We start from the raw sequence: 18,402 nt of genomic DNA on the forward strand, positions 1-18,402 counted from the left end.
CCGTGTCCGGCACCGCCAGGGGAGCCCGCCCCGGCGCCCAGTCCGGCGGCAACACCGAGCGCGACACCCGCGCCCGCGTCGCCCGGCTCATCCTGGAGCACGGCCCGGTCACCGCGTCCGCCCTCGGCGAGCGCGTCGGCCTCACGCCGGCCGCGGTCCGCCGCCACCTGGACGCGCTGCTGGCCGAGGGCATGATCGAGGTCCGCCGCGCCAGGCCCGCCCAGACCCGGCGCGGGCGCGGCCGTCCCGCCAAGTGGTTCGCCATCACCGACGCGGGGCGCAGCGCGTTCGTGCACGCCTACGACGACCTGGCGAGCAGCGCGCTGCGCTTCCTCGCCGAGACGGCCGGCGACGGCGCGGTCACCGAGTTCGCCCGGCGGCAGATCGCCGACCTCGAACGGCGCTACCGCCCCGTCGTGCAGGCGGCCCCGCCCCACCAGCGGGTCCGCACGCTCGCCGAGGCCCTGTCGGGCGACGGCTACGCGGCCGCCGCCGCCAAGGCCCCCCAGGGCGCCGGCGACCAGCTCTGCCAGCACCACTGCCCGGTCGCGCACGTCGCCGCGGAGTTCCCGCAGCTGTGCGAGGCCGAGACGGAGGCGTTCAGCCGCCTGCTGGGCACGCCCGTCCAGCGGCTGGCGACCATCGCCCACGGCGACGGGATCTGCACCACCCACGTCAGCTCGCGCTCCCTCTGCGGGGGCGGGGCGGCGGAGGATCCCGCCGCGGGCGGCGTCACCCCCCAGGGGGACGCGGGAGACGCGCTCGAAGCGTCCCCCGAAACGACATCGAACAGTGACGAGGAGTCCGGGAGGACATCCCTATGACTACGGCAGCCCACCCCGAGCTGGAGGGGCTCGACAGGTACAAGTTCGGCTGGGCCGACCCTGACGCGGCCGGTGCCTCCGCCCGACGCGGCCTGAACGAGGACGTCGTCCGCGACATCTCGGCCAAGAAGGGCGAGCCGGACTGGATGCTCGACCTGCGCCTCAAGGGGCTCCGGCTGTTCGACAAGAAGCCGATGCCCTCCTGGGGCTCGGACCTGTCGGCCATCGACTTCGACAACATCAAGTACTTCGTCCGCTCCACCGAGAAGCAGGCCGCCTCCTGGGAGGACCTGCCCGAGGACATCAAGAACACCTACGACAAGCTCGGCATCCCCGAGGCGGAGAAGCAGCGGCTCATCGCCGGCGTCGCCGCCCAGTACGAGTCCGAGGTCGTCTACCACAAGATCCGCGAGGACCTCGAGGAGAAGGGCGTCATCTTCCTCGACACCGACACCGGGCTGCGCGAGCACCCGGAGATCTTCGAGGAGTACTTCGGCTCGGTGATCCCCGTCGGCGACAACAAGTTCGCCGCGCTGAACACCGCCGTGTGGTCGGGCGGCTCGTTCATCTACGTCCCGCCGGGCGTGCACGTGGAGATCCCGCTCCAGGCCTACTTCCGGATCAACACCGAGAACATGGGCCAGTTCGAGCGGACGCTGATCATCGCGGACGAGGGCTCCTACGTGCACTACGTCGAGGGCTGCACCGCGCCGATCTACAAGTCGGACTCGCTGCACTCGGCCGTCGTCGAGATCGTCGTGAAGAAGGACGCCCGCGTCCGCTACACGACCATCCAGAACTGGTCGAACAACGTCTACAACCTCGTCACCAAGCGGGCCGTCGCCTACGAGGGCGCCACCATGGAGTGGATCGACGGCAACATCGGCTCCAAGGTGACGATGAAGTACCCGGCCGTCTACCTGCTGGGCGAGCACGCCAAGGGCGAGACGCTGTCCATCGCCTTCGCGGGCGAGGACCAGCACCAGGACGCCGGCGCCAAGATGGTGCACGCCGCGCCCAACACCTCGTCCACCATCGTGTCCAAGTCGGTGGCGCGGGGCGGCGGCCGCACGTCCTACCGGGGTTTGGTCCAGATCCAGGAGGGCGCCGAGCACAGCAAGTCCACCGTCAAGTGCGACGCGCTGCTGGTCGACCAGATCAGCCGGTCCGACACCTACCCCTACGTGGACGTCCGCGAGGACGACGTGGAGATGGGCCACGAGGCCACCGTCTCCAAGGTCTCGGAGGACCAGCTGTTCTACCTGATGAGCCGCGGGCTCACCGAGGACGAGGCTATGGCGATGATCGTGCGCGGGTTCGTCGAGCCGATCGCGCGCGAGCTGCCGATGGAGTACGCCCTCGAGCTGAACCGGCTCATCGAGCTGCAGATGGAAGGAGCCGTCGGCTGATGGGGCTGGACACGAAGCCTCTGACGACGCTGCACGAGAAGGCGTCGTTCGAGGTCGGGGACTTCGACGTGCCCACGGGCCGCGAGGAGGAGTGGCGGTTCACGCCGCTGCGCCGCCTCCGCGGCCTGCACAACGGCACCGCCGAACCGCACGGCAAGGTCGTCCTGGAGGTCGAGGCGGCGCCCGAGGTGACCGTCGAGACCGTCGGCCGCGACGACGCCCGCCTCGGCCGGGCGTACACGCCCGCCGACCGGGTCAGCGCCCAGGCGTGGGCCTCGTTCACGCAGGCGACGGTCGTGACCGTCCCGAAGGAGGCCGTCGCCTCGGCGCCGACCGTCCTGCGGCTGCGCGGCGAGGACGCCTCCGCCGCGTCCTACGGGCACACCACCGTCATCCTCGAACCGTTCGCGCAGGCCACCGTCGTGCTCACGCACCGCGGCTCCGCCACCTACGCCGACAACGTCGAGTTCGTCGTCGGCGACGGCGCCCGCCTCTCGGTGATCAGCCTCCAGGACTGGGCCGACGACGGCGTGCACGTCTCGCACCAGCACGCGCGGATCGGCCGCGACGCCCGGTTCGTGTCGCACAACGTCTCGCTCGGCGGCGACCTCGTCCGGATCTCGCCGTCCGTCGCCTACGACGGGCCCGGCGGCGACGCCGAGCTGTACGGGGTGTACTTCGTCGACGGCGGCCAGCACCTGGAGCACCGCCTCCTGGTCGACCACGCCGTGCCGCACTGCCGCAGCCGCGTCGACTACCGCGGCGCCCTCCAGGACCGCGACGCCCACGCCGTCTGGATCGGCGACGTGATCATCCGCGCGGAGGCCGAGGGCACCGACACCTACGAGCTCAACCGCAACCTCGTCCTCACCGACGGGACGCGCGTCGACTCGGTGCCGAACCTGGAGATCCTCACCGGCGAGGTCGCCGGCGCCGGGCACGCCTCCGCGTCCGGCCGCCTCGACGACGAGCACCTGTTCTACCTCCAGGCCCGCGGCATCACGTTCGACGAGGCCCGGCGCATGGTGGTGCGGGGCTTCCTCGGCCAGCTCGTCGAGCGCATCGAGGTCGCCGAGGTCCGCGAGAAGGTCCGCGCGGCCATCGAGGCCGAGCTCGACTCCGGGGCGGGCGCCCGATGACGTACGTCAAGGTGTGCCCCCTCGCGGACGTCCCCGCCGACGGCGCGCTCGGCGTCGAGGTCGACGGCACGCCCGTCGCGATCGCCCGCGCCGGCGACGACGTGTTCGCGCTCAGCGACATCTGCTCGCACGCCGAGGTCTCCCTCTCCGAGGGCGAGATCTACAACGGCACCATCGAGTGCTGGCTGCACGGGTCCTGCTTCGACCTGCGCACCGGAAAGCCCACCAACCCGCCGGCCACCCAGGCGGTCGCCACCTACAAGGTCAAGGTCGAGGACGGCGACGTCTACGTCTCGCTCGGCACCGACGACTAAGGAAACGCAAGCACTATGGCCACCCTAGAGATCCGCGACCTCCACGTCTCCGTCGCCGACGGCGCGGACGGGACCAAGGAGATCCTGCGCGGGGTCGACCTGACCGTGAAGGCCGGCGAGACCCACGCGATCATGGGCCCGAACGGCTCCGGCAAGTCCACCCTCGCGTACGCGGTCGCCGGGCACCCGAAGTACGAGGTCACCTCCGGCTCCGTCACGCTCGACGGCGAGGACGTCCTCGGCATGTCCGTCGACGAGCGCGCCCGCGCCGGCCTGTTCCTCGCGATGCAGTACCCGGTCGAGGTCCCCGGCGTCTCGGTCTCCAACTTCCTGCGCTCGGCCGTGACCGCCGTCCGCGGCGAGGCCCCGAAGCTGCGCGAGTTCTCCAAGGAGATGAAGAAGGCGATGGACGACCTGTCCATCGACCCGGCGTTCGCCCAGCGCAGCCTGAACGAGGGCTTCTCCGGCGGCGAGAAGAAGCGCCACGAGATCCTCCAGCTGGAGATGCTCCAGCCGAAGATCGCCGTCCTGGACGAGACCGACTCCGGCCTCGACGTCGACGCGCTCAAGGTCGTCTCCGAGGGCGTCAACCGGTTCTCCGCCGGCGGCGACACCGGCGTGCTGCTCATCACCCACTACACCCGCATCCTGCGGTACGTGAAGCCGGACTTCGTCCACGTGTTCGCCGCGGGCCGCGTCGTCGCCCAGGGCGGCCCCGAGCTGGCCGAGGAACTGGAGAACGAGGGCTACGAGAAGTACGTGAAGGCGGGCGTGGCCTGATGACCGGGACCCTGCTCCCGGAGGAGCTGAAGAAGGACTTCCCGCTCCTGCGCCGCACCGTCCGCGGCGGGCGTCCCCTCGTCTACCTGGACTCGGGGGCGACCTCGCAGAAGCCCGTCCAGGTGCTGGACGCGGAGCGGGAGTTCTACGAGCGGCACAACGCCGCCCCCCACCGCGGCGCGCACCTGCTGTCGGAGGAGGCGACCGAGGCCTACGAGGACGCCCGCGCCTCCATCGCCCGGTTCATCGGCGCCGTGCCCGGCGAGATCGTCCTCACCAAGAACGCGACCGAGGGCATCAACCTCGTCGCGTACGCGATGAGCAACGCCGCCACCGCGGGCCCCGAGGCCGAGCGCTTCCGGGTCGGCCCCGGCGACGAGATCGTCGTCACCGAGATGGAGCACCACGCCAACCTCGTCCCGTGGCAGGAGCTCTGCCGCCGGACGGGCGCCACGCTGCGCTGGTTCGGCATCACCGACGACGGCCGCCTCGACCTCGACGGCCTCGACGACCTGGTCAACGAGCGCACGAAGCTCGTCGCGCTCACGCACCAGTCGAACGTGCTCGGCACCGTCCCGCCGGTCCAGCGGATCGCCGACCGCGCGCACGCCGTCGGCGCGCTCGTCCTGCTGGACGGTGCCCAGTCGGTGCCGCACCAGCCGGTGGACGTGGCGAGCCTCGGCGCCGACTTCCTGGCCTTCTCGGGCCACAAGATGCTCGGCCCGACCGGCATCGGCGTCCTGTGGGGCCGCCGTGAGCTGCTGGAGGCCATGCCGCCGTTCATCACCGGCGGCTCCATGATCGAGGTCGTGCACATGGAGAACACGACCTTCATGCCCCCGCCGCAGCGGTTCGAGGCCGGCGTGCCGATGACCGCGCAGGCGATCGGGCTCGGCGCGGCCTGCGACTACCTCGCCGCGATCGGCATGGACCGCGTGCAGGCCCACGAGGAGGCGCTGACCGCCTACGCGCTGGAGCGGCTCACCGAGATCCCCGGCGTCCGGATCATCGGCCCGGGCACCTCCGAGGCCCGCGGCGGCGCCGTGTCGTTCACCGTCGAGGACATCCACCCCCACGACGTCGGCCAGGTCCTGGACGAGCTGGGCGTCGAGGTGCGCGTCGGCCACCACTGCGCGTGGCCGATCTGCCGCCGCTTCGGCATCCCGGCGACGACCCGCGCGACGTTCTACGTCTACAACACCCTCGCGGACCTGGACGCGCTCGCCGACGGGGTGCGCCAGGCTCAAAAGTTCTTCGGAACAGCCTGACGGGCCCTGGGGTTGTAGCGAAGGAAACGCTCGGAAAGGACGACATGCAGCTCGAGGCGATGTACCAGGAGGTCATCCTGGACCATTACCGCAACCCCCACAACAAAGGGCTGCGGGAGCCGTTCGAGGGCGAGGCCCACCACGTCAACCCCACCTGCGGCGACGAGGTGACCCTCCGCGTCCACCTGGACGGCGAGGGCCAGGACGCCACCGTCGCGGACGTCTCGTACGACGCCATGGGCTGCTCGATCAGCCAGGCCAGCGCGTCGGTGATGACCGACCTGGTCATCGGCAAGTCCGTCAAGGAGGCGATGGCGGTCGGGGAGGAGTTCCTCGCGCTGATGCAGTCGCGCGGCCGGGACACCGAGCCCGACGAGGACGTCCTGGAGGACGCCGTCGCCTTCGTCGGGGTCTCCAAGTACCCCGCAAGGATCAAGTGCGCCCTGCTCGCCTGGATGGCGTGGAAGGACGCGACCGCCCGAGCACTCGGAGAGGCATCATGACCGACACCCCAGCGACCGGCACGGCGCCGGAGCAGGCCGAGGGGACCCCGGCCGAGGAGACCGGGGGGCCCGCCGTCCCCGCGAACGCGGCCGAGGAGGAGATCCTCGAAGCGCTCAAGGACGTCGTCGACCCCGAGCTGGGGATCAACGTCGTCGACCTCGGCCTCGTGTACGGCGTCGACCTCGCCGACGAGGTCGCCACCCTCGACATGACGCTCACCAGCGCCGCCTGCCCGCTCACCGACGTGATCGAGGACCAGGCGCACAGCGCGCTGGAGGGCCTCGTCAAGGACGTCAAGATCAACTGGGTGTGGCTCCCGCCGTGGGGCCCCGACAAGATCACCGACGAGGGCCGCGACCAGCTCCGCGCCCTCGGCTTCAACGTCTGACGACCAGCACCACGAGGCCGCCGCCCCCACCCGGGGCGGCGGCCTCGTCACGTGTAGCGGAGGAACTCGGACGTATCGAGATCCGCGCCGTCCATGCACAGCACACCGGCGATGGGCTCACCGAACTTGAAGGTCACGACGTCCTTGTACCTGCCCTCTCCCTTGAGCGGTCCTGTGTTGAGGACGCAGATGCCGTCCCGCGGATCGACGAGCAGGTATTGGGGTGCGCCGGACTTCGCATACCGCAGCCGCTTGCCCTCGTGGTCCTCACGGAAGTTGCCCTGCGAGACGACTTCGACCAGCAACTCGGTCTCGTGCGCCCACAGCCTCACGCCGGGTTCCGAACTCTCCGGGACGACGAGATCGGGCACCAGGATTCCCTGCTCTGAGGTGAGTCGGAGAGGAACCCCCGTGAGCTTGCAGGAGATCTCGCGCGGGATTTGGTCCGCTATGTAAGCGATGGTGGCGTCGCGCTCCCTATGCGTGCCGACGGACACCACGACCCGGTCACCGACTGCCTCCACCTTGGTGATGGGGAAGCCCCGAGCCTCGGCGAAGTCCGCCAGTCGGTCACGCGTCGCTGCCAAGGTCGGGCGTACGCGTCCGTCCAGCTGCATGCCGTCACCCTAATGGAGCGGATCGTTGTGCCTCTTGGCCTTGGGCGGATGCGTGGGTGGATGGTTGGCGTCCTAGGCTCGTGTGGTGTGAGGGATGCGTTTCCTGGTGATGATCCGGAACTGGTGGCTCGGCGGGCGGGGTCGTTCGGGGGCAGTGCCGCCATGTACGCGGACGAGCGGCCCGACTATCCCGACGCGGCCGTGCGGTGGGCGCTGGAGCCGGTGGCGGGACGGGCGCCGCTGCGCGTCCTGGACCTCGCGGCGGGCACCGGCAAGCTGACGCAGGTGCTGCTGCGGATCGGGCTGGACGCGGCGGACGTCGTCGCGGTGGAGCCCGACGCGAACATGCTGGACGAGATGCGTCGCCGGGTCCCGGAGGTCCGCGCGCTCAAGGGCGGCGCGGAGGCGATCCCGCTCGACGACAGCGCCGTGGACGCGGTCGTCGTCGGGCAGGCCATGCACTGGTTCGACCTGGACCGGGCGCTGCCGGAGATCCACCGGGTGCTGGCGCCGGGCGGGGTGCTGGCCGGGCTGTGGAACACCGACGACGACCGGGTGCCGTGGGTCGCGGAGATGAAGCGGCTGTCGCGGAGCAGCGTCTCGTTCACCAGGTGGGGTCCCAAGGAGGTGCCCGAGACGCGGTGGTTCCCGCGGTTCGCGCGGGAGGAGTTCCCGCACGCCCAGCGGCGGACGGCGGAGTCGATGGTCGCCACGATCGCCACCCACTCGCACATGCTCGTCCTGGACGAGGCGGAGCGGGAGGAGGTCAAGGCCCGCGTGCTCGCCTACCTGCGGTCGGAGCCGGAGACGGCCGAGGGGGAGTTCGACCTCCCGATCGTCACGCTGGCGGCGCGGGCCCTGCGCGGAACCGTGTGAAGGCGGGGGTTCGCGGCCCTCGGAGGTGAAGGTCCGGGGGGCATTCGGGGGAGGTACGGTGCGTCCACGCAAGGTGGGACGCGCGATGTCCTTCCGGGATGCTGAGATGGGGGCGTGTCACCGCTTCGACGCCTCACCACCCGCCAGGACGCCCTCATCGCGCTCGGCGCGCTGTCGGGCGGGCTGCTGCTGCTCGCCGCGCACGGGTACTCGCTGTGGACCGACGACTGGGACGCGCCGCTCGGCCTCCGGGTCGCGGTGCTCGCGGGGCTCTGCTCGGCGACGCTGCTGCGGCGGACGGCCCCGCTGACCGGCCTGGCCCTGGCGACGCCGTTCAACTTCGCGGACGTGGCCATGGGGCCGAGCCTGGCCACCGCGGTCATCTACGGGGACGCGCTGTACGCCGCGAGCCTGTACGGGCGGCGGCGGACGGCGGAGCCGCTGCTCGGCCTCACCGCGGCCGCGACGCTCGCCGCGGCGGGCATCGTCGGGGCCCTCGCGCACAGCGGGCGCGCCGGGGTGATCACGGGGGCGCTGGCCGGGGTGACGTGGGTCGGGCCGGTGCTGACCGCGATGGCCGTGCGGGAGCACCGCTTCAAGGCCGAGGCCGAGCGGGAGCGCGCCGAGCAGGTCGCGCGGCTGGCCGAGCTGGACCGGCAGGCCGCGGTGAACGCCGAGCGGGCGCGGATGGCCCGCGAGCTGCACGACGTGATCGCCAACCATCTCAGCGTGGTGGCCCTGCACTCCTCGGCCGTGCTGAGGGTCCCCGATCTGGACCGCGCCGCCGTCGCCCGGGCGATGGAGGTCATCCGGGAGAACAGCGTGCAGGGGCTGGCGGAGATGCGCCGGATGATCGGGCTGCTGCGGGACGGCGGCGACGACGCCCTGGACGCGCCGCGGCTGGCCGGGCTCGGGCGGCTGGTCGAGCGGACCGCGCGCAGCGACCTGTCGGCGGAGCTGGAGGTCGCGGGGGAGCGGCCCGAGCTGCCCGCCGCGGTCGAGCTGGCCGCCTACCGGATCGTCCAGGAGTCGCTGACCAACGCGCTGAAGCACGCGGGGTCCGGCCGCGCCGAGGTCCGGGTCGAGTACGCCGCGGACCGCGTGGTGATCGACGTGCTGAGCCCGCTCGGCCGGGACGGGGCGCGGCTGCCCGGGACGGGGAGCGGGCTGATCGGCATGCGGGAGCGGGCGACCATGCTGTCCGGCGCGTTCGCGGCGGGGCCGGAGGACGGCCGCTGGCGCGTGCACGCCGAGCTGCCCGCCGGGCCGGTGGAGCGGGCGTCATGATCCGCCCCACGGGTCGGCCGGAGCCACGGCGGCCCGGTGTCCAGATGGCCGTTCTCGCCCGGGAGACGGCCGCGACCGGCCGTTCCGCCCGTGATGACGGGATTGTGTCGATGGAACCGTGCTGAGGCGGCACGGACGATCTCAGGGCGACAGGCCCCGGATGAGGTCGGCGACGCGGACGATGCCGAGGCAGCGCCCGACCTCGTCCACCACGACCAGGTCGTCGTAGACGCGCTCGGTCTCGCGGCCCGCGGCCCGCAGCGCCGCAACCGCGGGAACCGTCCGCGGGACGGGGCGGGGCTGGTCGGCCAGCCGCGCGGCGGGCCGGTGCGCGTGCAGGGCGTGCCCGTACGCGCCGGACAGCCGCAGCAGGAACCGGGTCCGGTCCACCATCGCGCGGGGGCGCTGCCGCTCGTCCACCAGGACGACGCTCGTGACGCCCGTCTCGGCGTTGAGCACGGTCAGCACCTCGTCGGCCGTCGCGGTGTGCGGCAGCGTCACGGCCGGGAGGGTGAACTCCGAGACTCGGGGTCCGAGGCCCGCGTCCGGCGCCGGCGCGGGGTCCTCCCGGGCCGCGACGGGGACGGTGACCGGCATCCCGGGCCGCCACTCCGGCGGGGCCAGCGCCGGTCCCTGGACGAGCCGCACGCCGAGTTCGCGCAGGTGGACGATCTGGTCCTGCGTCGCCAGGCCGGGGGCGAGGACGTGCGTGCCGAGGCGGTGCGCCAGCTCGACCAGGCTCGCGACCAGCGCCGAGCGGCGGGGCTCCGAGCCGGACCGGCGGGCCAGCTCGGGGTCGAGCTTCAGCAGGAAGGAGGCGCCGTCGACGAGCAGGTCGAGGGGCGCGTGCCCGGCACCGAGGCCCGCGAGCCCCACCAGGTAGCCGGCGCCGCGCAGCGCGGACAGCGCGCCCGCGACGGTCGGGCGCAGCGCGGGCGGGAAGCCGCCCGCCACGCAGACGATGAACTCCTGGGGCCGCCGTCCCGTCTCGGCGAGGCCGTGGTGCAGCTCGGCCAGGAAGGGGTCGCCGTAGGTGAGGGACTCGGCGCGGAGGCCGATCTGCAGCGGCAGGGCCGTGCCGAGGTCCGCGGTCGCGCGGGCGGCCTCGACCGCGCGCCGGACGTCCTCGGCCGCGGGATCGACCCGCATCTCGGGACGGGACGCGGCGGGCGGGCCCGCGTGCGCCTCCACGGCGACGACGGCGCCGGTGCCGAGATCGACCACCGGATGGAACACCGCGCGCGCCGGAAGCAGAACATCGACGGCTGACACAACCGCATCATGCCGCCGCAGGCACGGCGAAACGGCACTTGTCAGGAGAAGTTAACGCACAGTTCTCCCAGGTCGCGGCGTTGATCATGCTATCGGACGCCGCGCGGCGGCAGGTCAGAACCCGCGCCCGCCGGCGAGCGCCGACAGCAGATAGGTCACGCCCGCGACGAGGGCGAGCCAGGCGTAGGCGGTGACGTCGGCGCCGCGCAGCGCCTGCACGACGAGGGAGCCGACCACCGCCACGGTCAGCACGTCGCCCGTCATCGCCGCGGCCCGCAGGTGGGCGCGGGCGCGGTGGCCGGACCCGAAGCCCTCGCTGAGCGGCAGCGCGGGCTCGTTCCGGCGGTACGCCAGGTACGCCGCGTAGCCCGCCAGCGCGGCGAGCGCGACCAGCGCCGTGCCGGTCCGCCCGTCGGCGGCCAGGACGGCGGCGACCACCACCCCGGCCCCCAGAGCGAGCGCGGGTACGGCCCACCGGCCGAGGCTGCGGCGTTCGGGAGCGATCCACATGAGGACATCCTTTCCGATCCGCGGACGCAACGGACCCGCAACGCGCCGGTGCGGGCGGCCCTCGTCCCGGTATGTTCTCGGTCCGTGGCGCAATTTCGATTGAACGGCTCGAAGATGCTGGCCGTCGATCTCGCCGGCGAGACGATCAGGGCGCTGAACGGCTCCATGGTCGCCTACGAGGGGCAGATGACGTTCAAGCGGCAGGGGATGACCGGGGGCGAGGGCCTGCGGGGCGCGCTCAAGCGCAAGCTCGCCGGCGAGGGCATGACCCTCATGGAGGTCACGGGGCAGGGGACGGTCTACCTGGCGAGTGAGGCCACCGAGGTCACGCTCGTCCAGCTCACCGGAGACACCCTCTTCGTGGAGTCGGAGAGCCTGCTGGCCCTCGACGGCTCCCTCCAGACCGGCGTGCAGTTCATCGGGCTCCGGGGGATGGGCACCGGCCAGGGGCTCGCGACCACGAAGGTGGACGGGCACGGCACCGTCGCGATCCTGTCCGAGGGGCCGGCCATCGCGCTGGAGGTGACGCCCCAGACGCCCCTGTGCGTCGACCCGCACGCCTACATCGGCCACCACGGGCAGCTCCAGCAGGACGTCGTCACCGACGTCAACTGGCGGACGGTGCTCGGCCAGGGCTCGGGGGAGAGCGTCCAGTTCCGCTACCAGGGCCACGGCCTGGTCTACGTCCAGCCCGCCGAGCGCGGCGGGATTCTGGAGATCTGATGCCGGGATACCAGTCGATCAACTCGAAGATGCTCCAGGTGCCGGTCGGCCCGGGGCAGGAGGTCTACAGCAGGCGCGGCGCGATGCTCGCCTACACCGGCTCGGTGGCGTTCGCGCCGACCGCCACGGCCGGGCAGGGCATCGGCGGCACGCTCGGACGGGCCGTCGCCGGCGAGCGCACCGCGATGATGCACGTGACGGGGCACGGCACGGTCATGTTCGGCCACGGCGGGCTGCACGTCTCCGTCGTCGAGCTGAACGGCGCCGACACCCTCTACGTCGAGGCCGACCGCCTGCTGGTGCACGACGCGACCCTCCAGGTCGGCACGATGTTCATGGGCGAGCAGGGCGGCGTCCGCGGCGTGCTCCGCGGGGCGGTGACCGGGCAGGGCCTGTTCACCACGACGCTCGCGGGGCACGGCGCGTGCGCGCTGCTGTCGCACGGCGGGGTGATGGAGCTGCCGATCACGCCGCAGCGCCCCGTCCACGTGGACCCCCAGGCGTACGTCGCCCACCGCGGCCAGGTGCAGAACCGGCTCACCACGGCGGTGGGGCTGCGCGACCTGGTCGGGCGCGGCTCCGGCGAGGGCTTCCAGCTGGAGCTGAGCGGCTCCGGCGTCGTCTACGTCCAGGCCAGCGAGAGGAAGATCTGACCGGTGAGCACGTTCGGCACGCGGACCTGGAACGCGGCGACGCTTCCGTCCAACGACAACGTCAACCCGTACGCCTTCAGCGTGGACCTCAACGGGCAGTGGTTCGCGCAGAAGGGCAAGATGATCGCCTACTACGGGCAGATCAGGTTCGAGGCGCTGTCGTCGGGGCCGCTCGACTCGCTCGTCGCGCACACCTTCAACTCCCCGCTGTACGCCCACGACTGGATCGTCGCGCAGGGGCAGGGCAAGCTCGTGCTCGCCGACCGCGGGTTCGACGTGAACTCCTTCGACCTGGACGAGGGGAACCTGACGGTCCGGGCCGGCAACCTGCTGGCGTTCGAGCCGGGCCTGGAGCTCAAGCAGTCGATCATCCCGGGCTTCCTGACGCTGATCGGGACGGGCCGGTTCGTGGCCGCCTCGAACGGGCCGGTCCACTTCGTCGAGCCGCCGATCAGGGTCGACCCGCAGGCGCTCCTCGGCTGGGCGGACTGCCCGTCGCCGTGCCACCACTACGACCACTCCTACATGAGCGGCGCGCTCGGCACCGCCCGGATGGTCCTCGGGGTCGGGGGCTCGTCGGGCGAGGAGCACCAGTTCGACTTCACCGGCCAGGGGACGGTGCTGATGCAGTCGTCCGAGGTCGTGATGAACGAGGACGTCCTGCTGCGCGATCTGGAGGGCCAGATCGGCCTGGTCGGCACCTCGGGGCTCCAGCGGCTCCAGCACACCATCACCCAGCGCCTCGCCGCCGAGCGCCAGAGCTGACGCCCCGGACCGCCGCCCGGTGCCGAGCCCCGCGCCGGGCCGCGCCGGGCCGGCGCGTCACGTACACTGATCAGATGGTTTCGCTCCCGAGCTGACAGGCCACCCCGGCGCGCCCCCGGTCACCGGACCGCGGCGGCGCGCCGTTTCGCGCGCCTGTCCATCGAGCCGTCCGTCAGGGGAGCCCTGTTCACTGTGATCATCGCGAACGACATCGAGCTGCGCGCCGGGTCCCGGCTGCTGATCGAGGCCGCGTCCTTCCGGGTCAACCCCGGCGACCGCGTCGGCTTCGTCGGCCGCAACGGCGCCGGCAAGACGACCCTCACCAAGGTGCTGGCGGGGGAGGCGCTGCCCGCGCAGGGCAGCGTGACGTCCTCCGGCACGATCGGCTACCTCCCGCAGGACCCGCGCGGCGTCGACCTGGCGGAGCTGGCCCGCGACCGCATCCTGTCGGCGCGCGGCCTGGACGAGGTCATCCGGAAGCTGCGCGCGGCCGAGGAGGCGATGGCCACCACGACCGGCGACGAGCGCGACAAGGCGGTGCGCCGCTACGGGCGGCTGGAGGAGCGCCTCCACGTGCTGGGCGGCTACTCCGCCGAGGCGGAGGCGGCCTCCATCGCCTCCAGCCTCGGCCTGCCGGACCGGGTGATGACCCAGCCCCTCGGGACGCTGTCGGGCGGGCAGCGGCGCCGGGTGGAGCTCGCGCGCATCCTGTTCTCGGGCGCCGACACCCTGCTGCTGGACGAGCCGACCAACCACCTGGACGCCGACTCGATCGTCTGGCTGCGCGACTTCCTGAAGTCCCACCAGGGCGGGCTGGTCGTCATCAGCCACGACGTGGACCTGCTGGACGCGGTCGTCAACCGGGTGTTCCACCTGGACGCCAACCGCAGCGTGATCGACATCTACAACGTGGGCTGGAAGAAGTACCTCGACCAGCGCGAGACCGACGAGCGGCGCCGCAGGCGCGAGACGGCCAACGCGCAGCGGCAGGCGTCGGCCCTGCTGTCGCAGGCCGACAAGATGCGCGCGAAGGCCACCAAGGCCAAGGCGGCCCAGCAGATGGACCGGCGGGCGCGGCAGCTTCTCGCCGGCGTGGAGGGCGAGCGGCAGGCCGACAAGGTCGCCAAGATCCGCTTCCCGGATCCGGCGCCGTGCGGCAAGACCCCCCTCACCGCGGAGGGTTTGTCGAAATCGTACGGATCTTTGGAGATTTTCACCGACGTGGACCTGGCCATCGACCGGGGCAGCCGCGTCGTCGTGCTGGGCCTGAACGGCGCGGGGAAGACGACCCTGCTCCGGATGCTGGCGGGGGTCGACAAGCCCGACACCGGGACGGTGGTGGCCGGGCACGGCCTGCGGATCGGCTACTACGCCCAGGAGCACGAGACGCTGGAGGTCGAGCGCTCGGTCCTGGAGAACATGCAGTCGGCCGCGCCGGGCCTGGCGCCGGTGGAAGTCCGCAAGATCCTCGGCTCGTTCCTGTTCTCCGGGGACGACGTGGACAAGCCGGCGGGCGTGCTGTCGGGCGGCGAGAAGACCCGGCTGGCGCTGGCGATGCTCGTGGTGTCGAGCGCCAACGTGCTGCTGCTGGACGAGCCCACCAACAACCTCGACCCGGCCAGCCGCGCGGAGATCCTGGCGGCGCTGCGGACCTTCGCCGGCGCGATCGTCCTCGTGACCCACGATGAGGGGGCGGTCGAGGCGCTCCGGCCGGAAAGAGTGATTTTGCTGCCGGATGGTGTCGAAGACATCTGGAGTGACGAGTTTGCCGATCTGGTGGCACTTGCGTGACCTGGGGAGTGCCTTCCGCAGATCTTTTCTGGCCGAGTGGGTAGCCGAACGCGCGGGAATGACTGATCATGGCGGGGGATAACGCAGCGGTCACCACATCACTACGGGAGGTACTCGTGGCCGAGACCCTTAAGAAGGGCACCCGCGTGACCGGTGCCGAGCGCGACAAGCTGGCGGCGGACCTCAAGAAGAGGTACGACTCCGGCGAGAGCATCCGCGCCCTGGCAGCCGCCACCGGCCGCTCGTATGGGTTCATCCACCGGATTCTGACCGAGTCCGGCGTCAACCTGCGCGGTCGCGGCGGCGCGACCCGGGGCAAGAAGTCCTGAACGGACACCGACCCCCGGAAGAGCGCACCGCCTGATCCGTCGCCGCGACCGACCGAGTAAGGTTCGGTCGCGGCGGCGGACAGGATGGGCCCCGTCCCGTGGACGGCGGGGCGGGCCCCGTGCGCGTCCAGCGCGCCCGCACGCGCCCGTCCGCGACGCCGCCGCACCGGCCTCCGGGCCGGGCACCGAAGGACCGGCACAGCGGAGAGGAAGCGTCATGGCGGACGCGAACATCGATCAACGACCGGAAGCGGCCACGGCCCCGGGCGAGGCCGAGCTGGCCGAGGCCGGGCTCCGGCTGGACGTCGACGGGGCGGTCGCCACCGTCACGCTGGACCGGCCCGAGCGCCGCAACGCCATGACGTTCGCCACCTGGCGGGGCCTCGCCGCGATCGGCCGGTCCCTGCCCGCGGACGTGCGGGTCGTGGTGCTCCGCGGCGCGGGCCCCTCGTTCTCCGCGGGGATCGACCTCAGCATGTTCTCCGGCGGCGGCGAGGGCTTCTCCGACGGCGCGGACGCCGAGGCGACCGACCGCTTCATCGCCGAGCTCCAGGAGGGCTACACCTGGCTGCGGCGCCCCGAGATCGTCACCGTCGCGGCCGTGCAGGGGCACGCCATCGGCGGCGGCTTCCAGCTCGCGCTGGCCTGCGACATCCGGGTCGCGGCCGACGACGCCAAGTTCTGCATGAAGGAGCCGGCCCTCGGCCTCGTCCCCGACCTGACCGGCACCAAGCCCCTGGTCGAGATCGTGGGCGTCCCGCGGGCCCTGGAGCTCTGCCTGACGGCCCGCACGGTCCTCGCGGACGAGGCCGCCCGCCTCGGCCTCGCCGAGATCGTGGTGCCGCGCGACGACCTCGACAAGGCCGTCTCCGACCTCGTGACCGCCCTGCTCGCGGTCGACGGCGGCGCCGCGGCGGCCACCAAGCGGCTGCTCTGGCAGGCTCCCCAGAACACGCTGGAGGAGCAGTGCGCCGCCGAGCGCACGGAGCAGATCGGCCGCCTCCGCGCCCTCTTCGGCTCCCGGACGTCCTGACCAGGCCCCTCTGACGCGCACTGCGCTGAGGAACACCGCGGCGAGCCCCCCGCGCGGGGGGCTCGCCGCGGTCGTTCCGGCTGAGGTCAGTCCAGCGCCTCGTCGCCGCCCCTGGCCAGCGGCAGGAGGACCCTGCTGGTGCCGGGCTGGACGGTTACCTTCGTGCCCGCCGGGTAGCGCAGCGTGTAGTCGTGGTCGGTGGACAGGACGATCACGCCGAGCCGGTGGCCCGCCTTGACGACGTAGTCGGTCGGCTGGAAGTCCCAGCGGAAGTCGTACTGCCGGCCCGGCGCGATCGGCTCGGTGCGGCTCGGGCTGTGCCGGTTCCGCGCGTCCAGCCAGCCCCGCGTGATGATCTTGAACGGGGCGGTCTCGGTGCGCAGCGCCTGCCGGGTCGTGCAGCCCTCGTCGCCCTCGACGCTCTGGCCGTAGCAGACGCGCTCACCGGTGTCCACGCGCGCGCCGGTGGGCCGGGCGTCGGTGCCGTAGTCGACGAGCAGCGCCGTCAGGTACGGCGACCGCCCGTCCAGGGACGCGCGGACCGACACCGCCGGGGTGCCGTCCACCCGGACGGCCCGGGTGAGGGCGGGCGTGAGATAGGCGAGCCGGTTGGGGTCGGCCTGGTCCTCGCCGGCGAGGAGCTGCTCGGCGGTGCGGGTCTTGCCCGCGTCCACGAACGACTGGAGCGCGCCTCGCCGGGGCCTGAGGTCGAGCGTGCCGGGCTGCCCGGCCGGGCCCGCGTTCAGGCTCAGCGGCACGGTGCGGGTGCCGGGGACCGGCCAGTCGCGGGCGGTCTCCCACGTCCCGTCGGCGTGCTGGACGTCGACCCTGGGCTCGCGCTCGATGCCGTTGCGGACGCCGTACAGGTACCGGTCGAACCAGTGGTGGATCTGGCGGAGCCACTCCTCCACGCGCCAGCGGAACGGCGTCGAGTGGTTGCCCTGGTGGAGCCAGAGCTTGCGGGGCACCCCCGCCTCCTTCAGGGCGTTCCACCACTGGACGGAGTTCTTGACCTTGACGTTCCAGTCGTTCAGCCCGTGGACGACCATGACCGCGGCGCGGACCCGGCGGGCCTGCCCGACGTAGTCGCGCTCGGCCCACACCCGGCCGTAGTCGCCGGTCTCCCGGTCCTGCGTCGCCTCGATCTCGTCCATGATCTTGGCGCAGACCTCGGGGTTCTTCCGGGTGAGCACCGCCCGCGCGAGGACGTCGAGGTCCTCGCCCTGGTAGCCGCCGGGCGCGACCACGCCGCCGTTGGCGCGGTAGTAGTCGTACCAGCTGGAGATCGCCGCGATCGGGACGATGGCCTTGAGGCCCGGGACGCCGGTCGCGGCGGCCATGTTCGGCAGCGTCCCGTTGTAGGACTGGCCGATCATGCCGGTGTCGCCGGTCGACCAGCCGGCCGTCACGGGCGTGCCGTCGGGCGCCCAGCCGCGGGCGCGGCCGTTCAGCCAGTCCACCGCCGCCTTGGCGCCCGCCTGCTCGCTGCGGTCGCCCGAGGTCGGGCAGCCGGTGGACCCGCCCGTCCCGATGCTGTCCAGGTTCGCGACGGCGTACCCGCGGGGCAGGAAGTAGTTGTCGTAGATGCCGGGGAAGACGTCGGCGAGGCTGCGCTTGGTCGTCGCCAGCGCGCGCGACCGCGGGTCGTCGATGTCGACGTTGTGGTTGGGCACGTCCAGGATCCCGGCCCAGTACGGGCTGGCCTCCAGGATCGTCGGGACCTTGAGGCCGGCGGTGTCGGTCTCCCTCGGCCGCATGATCCGCATCTGCACGCGGTCGCGCACGCCGTCGCGGTCGCTGTCCACCGTCGTCTCGATGTTCACGGTCTGGGTGACCGCGTCGGCGCGGGAGAAGACCGGCTGGGTCTCGCCGTCCTTCACCACGGCGCCGGCGGCCGGGGCGCGCGGCGGCCCGGCGGGC

General features: G+C 72.5%; 20 protein-coding genes. 16 read left to right on the forward strand and 4 right to left on the reverse strand.

Going from position 1 to position 18,402, the window contains the following annotated elements:
• Window positions 1–2: 2 nt before the first annotated feature.
• Genes E1300_RS36670 through E1300_RS36705 form a run of 8 tightly spaced genes read left to right on the forward strand, consistent with a single transcriptional unit; the run spans window position 3 to window position 6,626 of the window.
• A complete protein-coding gene (locus E1300_RS36670) occupies window positions 3–824 on the forward strand; it encodes a helix-turn-helix transcriptional regulator (RefSeq protein ID WP_131761716.1) in 822 nt (273 codons plus the stop codon).
• Complete coding sequence (sufB, locus tag E1300_RS36675) at window positions 821–2,233, forward strand: Fe-S cluster assembly protein SufB (protein WP_131761717.1); 1,413 nt, start codon at window positions 821–823, stop codon at window positions 2,231–2,233. The genes E1300_RS36670 and sufB overlap by 4 nt, the downstream gene beginning before the upstream one ends.
• Window positions 2,233–3,372, forward strand: coding sequence for a Fe-S cluster assembly protein SufD (gene sufD, locus E1300_RS36680; RefSeq protein WP_131761718.1), 1,140 nt, complete (start codon window positions 2,233–2,235; stop codon window positions 3,370–3,372). Before sufB ends, sufD begins: the two co-directional genes overlap by 1 nt.
• Entirely contained in the window at window positions 3,369–3,686 is a 318-nt protein-coding gene (locus tag E1300_RS36685) for a non-heme iron oxygenase ferredoxin subunit (protein WP_131761719.1), read from the forward strand. The genes sufD and E1300_RS36685 overlap by 4 nt, the downstream gene beginning before the upstream one ends.
• 15 nt (window positions 3,687–3,701) lie before the next feature.
• A complete protein-coding gene (gene sufC, locus E1300_RS36690; protein ID WP_131761720.1) occupies window positions 3,702–4,466 on the forward strand; it encodes a Fe-S cluster assembly ATPase SufC in 765 nt (254 codons plus the stop codon).
• Complete coding sequence (locus E1300_RS36695; RefSeq protein WP_131761721.1) at window positions 4,466–5,734, forward strand: cysteine desulfurase; 1,269 nt, start codon at window positions 4,466–4,468, stop codon at window positions 5,732–5,734. Before sufC ends, E1300_RS36695 begins: the two co-directional genes overlap by 1 nt.
• A 44-nt stretch (window positions 5,735–5,778) precedes the next feature.
• On the forward strand, window positions 5,779–6,237 hold the full coding sequence (gene sufU / locus E1300_RS36700) for a Fe-S cluster assembly sulfur transfer protein SufU (RefSeq protein ID WP_131761722.1): 459 nt from the start codon (window positions 5,779–5,781) through the stop codon (window positions 6,235–6,237).
• Window positions 6,234–6,626: a metal-sulfur cluster assembly factor gene (locus tag E1300_RS36705; RefSeq protein WP_131761723.1), complete on the forward strand. Its 393-nt coding sequence runs from the start codon at window positions 6,234–6,236 to the stop codon at window positions 6,624–6,626. Before sufU ends, E1300_RS36705 begins: the two co-directional genes overlap by 4 nt.
• Before the next feature lie 47 nt (window positions 6,627–6,673).
• Here E1300_RS36705 and E1300_RS36710 read toward each other — a convergent pair whose 3' ends face one another.
• Window positions 6,674–7,243, reverse strand: a complete 570-nt coding sequence (locus E1300_RS36710; RefSeq protein WP_131761724.1) for a Uma2 family endonuclease — start codon at window positions 7,241–7,243, stop codon at window positions 6,674–6,676.
• Window positions 7,244–7,330: 87 nt separating this feature from the next.
• Between E1300_RS36710 and E1300_RS36715 the strand changes: the two genes are divergently transcribed.
• Both E1300_RS36715 and E1300_RS36720 read left to right on the forward strand, forming a co-directional pair.
• Window positions 7,331–8,119, forward strand: a complete 789-nt coding sequence (locus E1300_RS36715) for a class I SAM-dependent methyltransferase (RefSeq protein ID WP_242619622.1) — start codon at window positions 7,331–7,333, stop codon at window positions 8,117–8,119.
• A gap of 114 nt (window positions 8,120–8,233) precedes the next feature.
• Complete coding sequence (locus E1300_RS36720; protein ID WP_131761726.1) at window positions 8,234–9,406, forward strand: sensor histidine kinase; 1,173 nt, start codon at window positions 8,234–8,236, stop codon at window positions 9,404–9,406.
• 141 nt (window positions 9,407–9,547) lie between these two features.
• On the opposite strand, the gene E1300_RS36725 is transcribed toward E1300_RS36720, so the two are convergent.
• Window positions 9,548–10,678, reverse strand: coding sequence for an EAL domain-containing protein (locus E1300_RS36725; RefSeq protein WP_242619623.1), 1,131 nt, complete (start codon window positions 10,676–10,678; stop codon window positions 9,548–9,550).
• Window positions 10,679–10,792: 114 nt separating this feature from the next.
• Window positions 10,793–11,188 (reverse strand): ABC transporter permease, encoded by a 396-nt coding sequence (locus tag E1300_RS36730; RefSeq protein WP_131761727.1) that lies wholly within the window; start codon window positions 11,186–11,188, stop codon window positions 10,793–10,795.
• Between the two features lie 84 nt (window positions 11,189–11,272).
• Between E1300_RS36730 and E1300_RS36735 the strand changes: the two genes are divergently transcribed.
• The 6 genes from E1300_RS36735 to E1300_RS36760 all read left to right on the forward strand — a co-directional run bounded on the left by E1300_RS36735 (window position 11,273) and on the right by E1300_RS36760 (window position 16,482).
• Window positions 11,273–11,911 (forward strand): AIM24 family protein, encoded by a 639-nt coding sequence (locus E1300_RS36735; RefSeq protein ID WP_242619624.1) that lies wholly within the window; start codon window positions 11,273–11,275, stop codon window positions 11,909–11,911.
• On the forward strand, window positions 11,911–12,564 hold the full coding sequence (locus E1300_RS36740) for an AIM24 family protein (RefSeq protein WP_131761728.1): 654 nt from the start codon (window positions 11,911–11,913) through the stop codon (window positions 12,562–12,564). The genes E1300_RS36735 and E1300_RS36740 overlap by 1 nt, the downstream gene beginning before the upstream one ends.
• 3 nt (window positions 12,565–12,567) lie before the next feature.
• Window positions 12,568–13,329: an AIM24 family protein gene (locus E1300_RS36745; RefSeq protein WP_131761729.1), complete on the forward strand. Its 762-nt coding sequence runs from the start codon at window positions 12,568–12,570 to the stop codon at window positions 13,327–13,329.
• A gap of 192 nt (window positions 13,330–13,521) precedes the next feature.
• Window positions 13,522–15,120 (forward strand): ABC-F family ATP-binding cassette domain-containing protein, encoded by a 1,599-nt coding sequence (locus E1300_RS36750; RefSeq protein WP_131761730.1) that lies wholly within the window; start codon window positions 13,522–13,524, stop codon window positions 15,118–15,120.
• A gap of 116 nt (window positions 15,121–15,236) precedes the next feature.
• On the forward strand, window positions 15,237–15,449 hold the full coding sequence (locus E1300_RS36755) for a helix-turn-helix domain-containing protein (protein WP_021596738.1): 213 nt from the start codon (window positions 15,237–15,239) through the stop codon (window positions 15,447–15,449).
• Between the two features lie 217 nt (window positions 15,450–15,666).
• Window positions 15,667–16,482: an enoyl-CoA hydratase/isomerase family protein gene (locus tag E1300_RS36760; RefSeq protein ID WP_131761731.1), complete on the forward strand. Its 816-nt coding sequence runs from the start codon at window positions 15,667–15,669 to the stop codon at window positions 16,480–16,482.
• Window positions 16,483–16,568: 86 nt separating this feature from the next.
• Here E1300_RS36760 and E1300_RS36765 read toward each other — a convergent pair.
• The coding region (locus E1300_RS36765) for a Xaa-Pro dipeptidyl-peptidase (protein ID WP_131761732.1) at window positions 16,569–18,402 on the reverse strand (1,834 nt) is incomplete at its 5' end.

Source organism: Actinomadura fibrosa, from assembly GCF_900659615.1.
GTDB classification, from domain to species: domain Bacteria; phylum Actinomycetota; class Actinomycetes; order Streptosporangiales; family Streptosporangiaceae; genus Spirillospora; species Spirillospora fibrosa.

What these genes read in the sequence shown, in the direction of transcription:
- E1300_RS36730 (WP_131761727.1), bottom strand. Translation starts at nt 11,188, where the DNA reads ATGTGGATCGCTCCCGAACGCCGCAGCCTCGGCCGGTGGGCCGTACCC.
- E1300_RS36710 (WP_131761724.1), bottom strand. Translation starts at nt 7,243, where the DNA reads ATGCAGCTGGACGGACGCGTACGCCCGACCTTGGCAGCGACGCGTGAC.
- sufC (WP_131761720.1), top strand. Translation starts at nt 3,702, where the DNA reads ATGGCCACCCTAGAGATCCGCGACCTCCACGTCTCCGTCGCCGACGGC.
- sufU (WP_131761722.1), top strand. Translation starts at nt 5,779, where the DNA reads ATGCAGCTCGAGGCGATGTACCAGGAGGTCATCCTGGACCATTACCGC.
- E1300_RS36685 (WP_131761719.1), top strand. Translation starts at nt 3,369, where the DNA reads ATGACGTACGTCAAGGTGTGCCCCCTCGCGGACGTCCCCGCCGACGGC.
- E1300_RS36740 (WP_131761728.1), top strand. Translation starts at nt 11,911, where the DNA reads ATGCCGGGATACCAGTCGATCAACTCGAAGATGCTCCAGGTGCCGGTC.
- E1300_RS36760 (WP_131761731.1), top strand. Translation starts at nt 15,667, where the DNA reads ATGGCGGACGCGAACATCGATCAACGACCGGAAGCGGCCACGGCCCCG.
- E1300_RS36705 (WP_131761723.1), top strand. Translation starts at nt 6,234, where the DNA reads ATGACCGACACCCCAGCGACCGGCACGGCGCCGGAGCAGGCCGAGGGG.
- E1300_RS36695 (WP_131761721.1), top strand. Translation starts at nt 4,466, where the DNA reads ATGACCGGGACCCTGCTCCCGGAGGAGCTGAAGAAGGACTTCCCGCTC.
- sufB (WP_131761717.1), top strand. Translation starts at nt 821, where the DNA reads ATGACTACGGCAGCCCACCCCGAGCTGGAGGGGCTCGACAGGTACAAG.
- sufD (WP_131761718.1), top strand. Translation starts at nt 2,233, where the DNA reads ATGGGGCTGGACACGAAGCCTCTGACGACGCTGCACGAGAAGGCGTCG.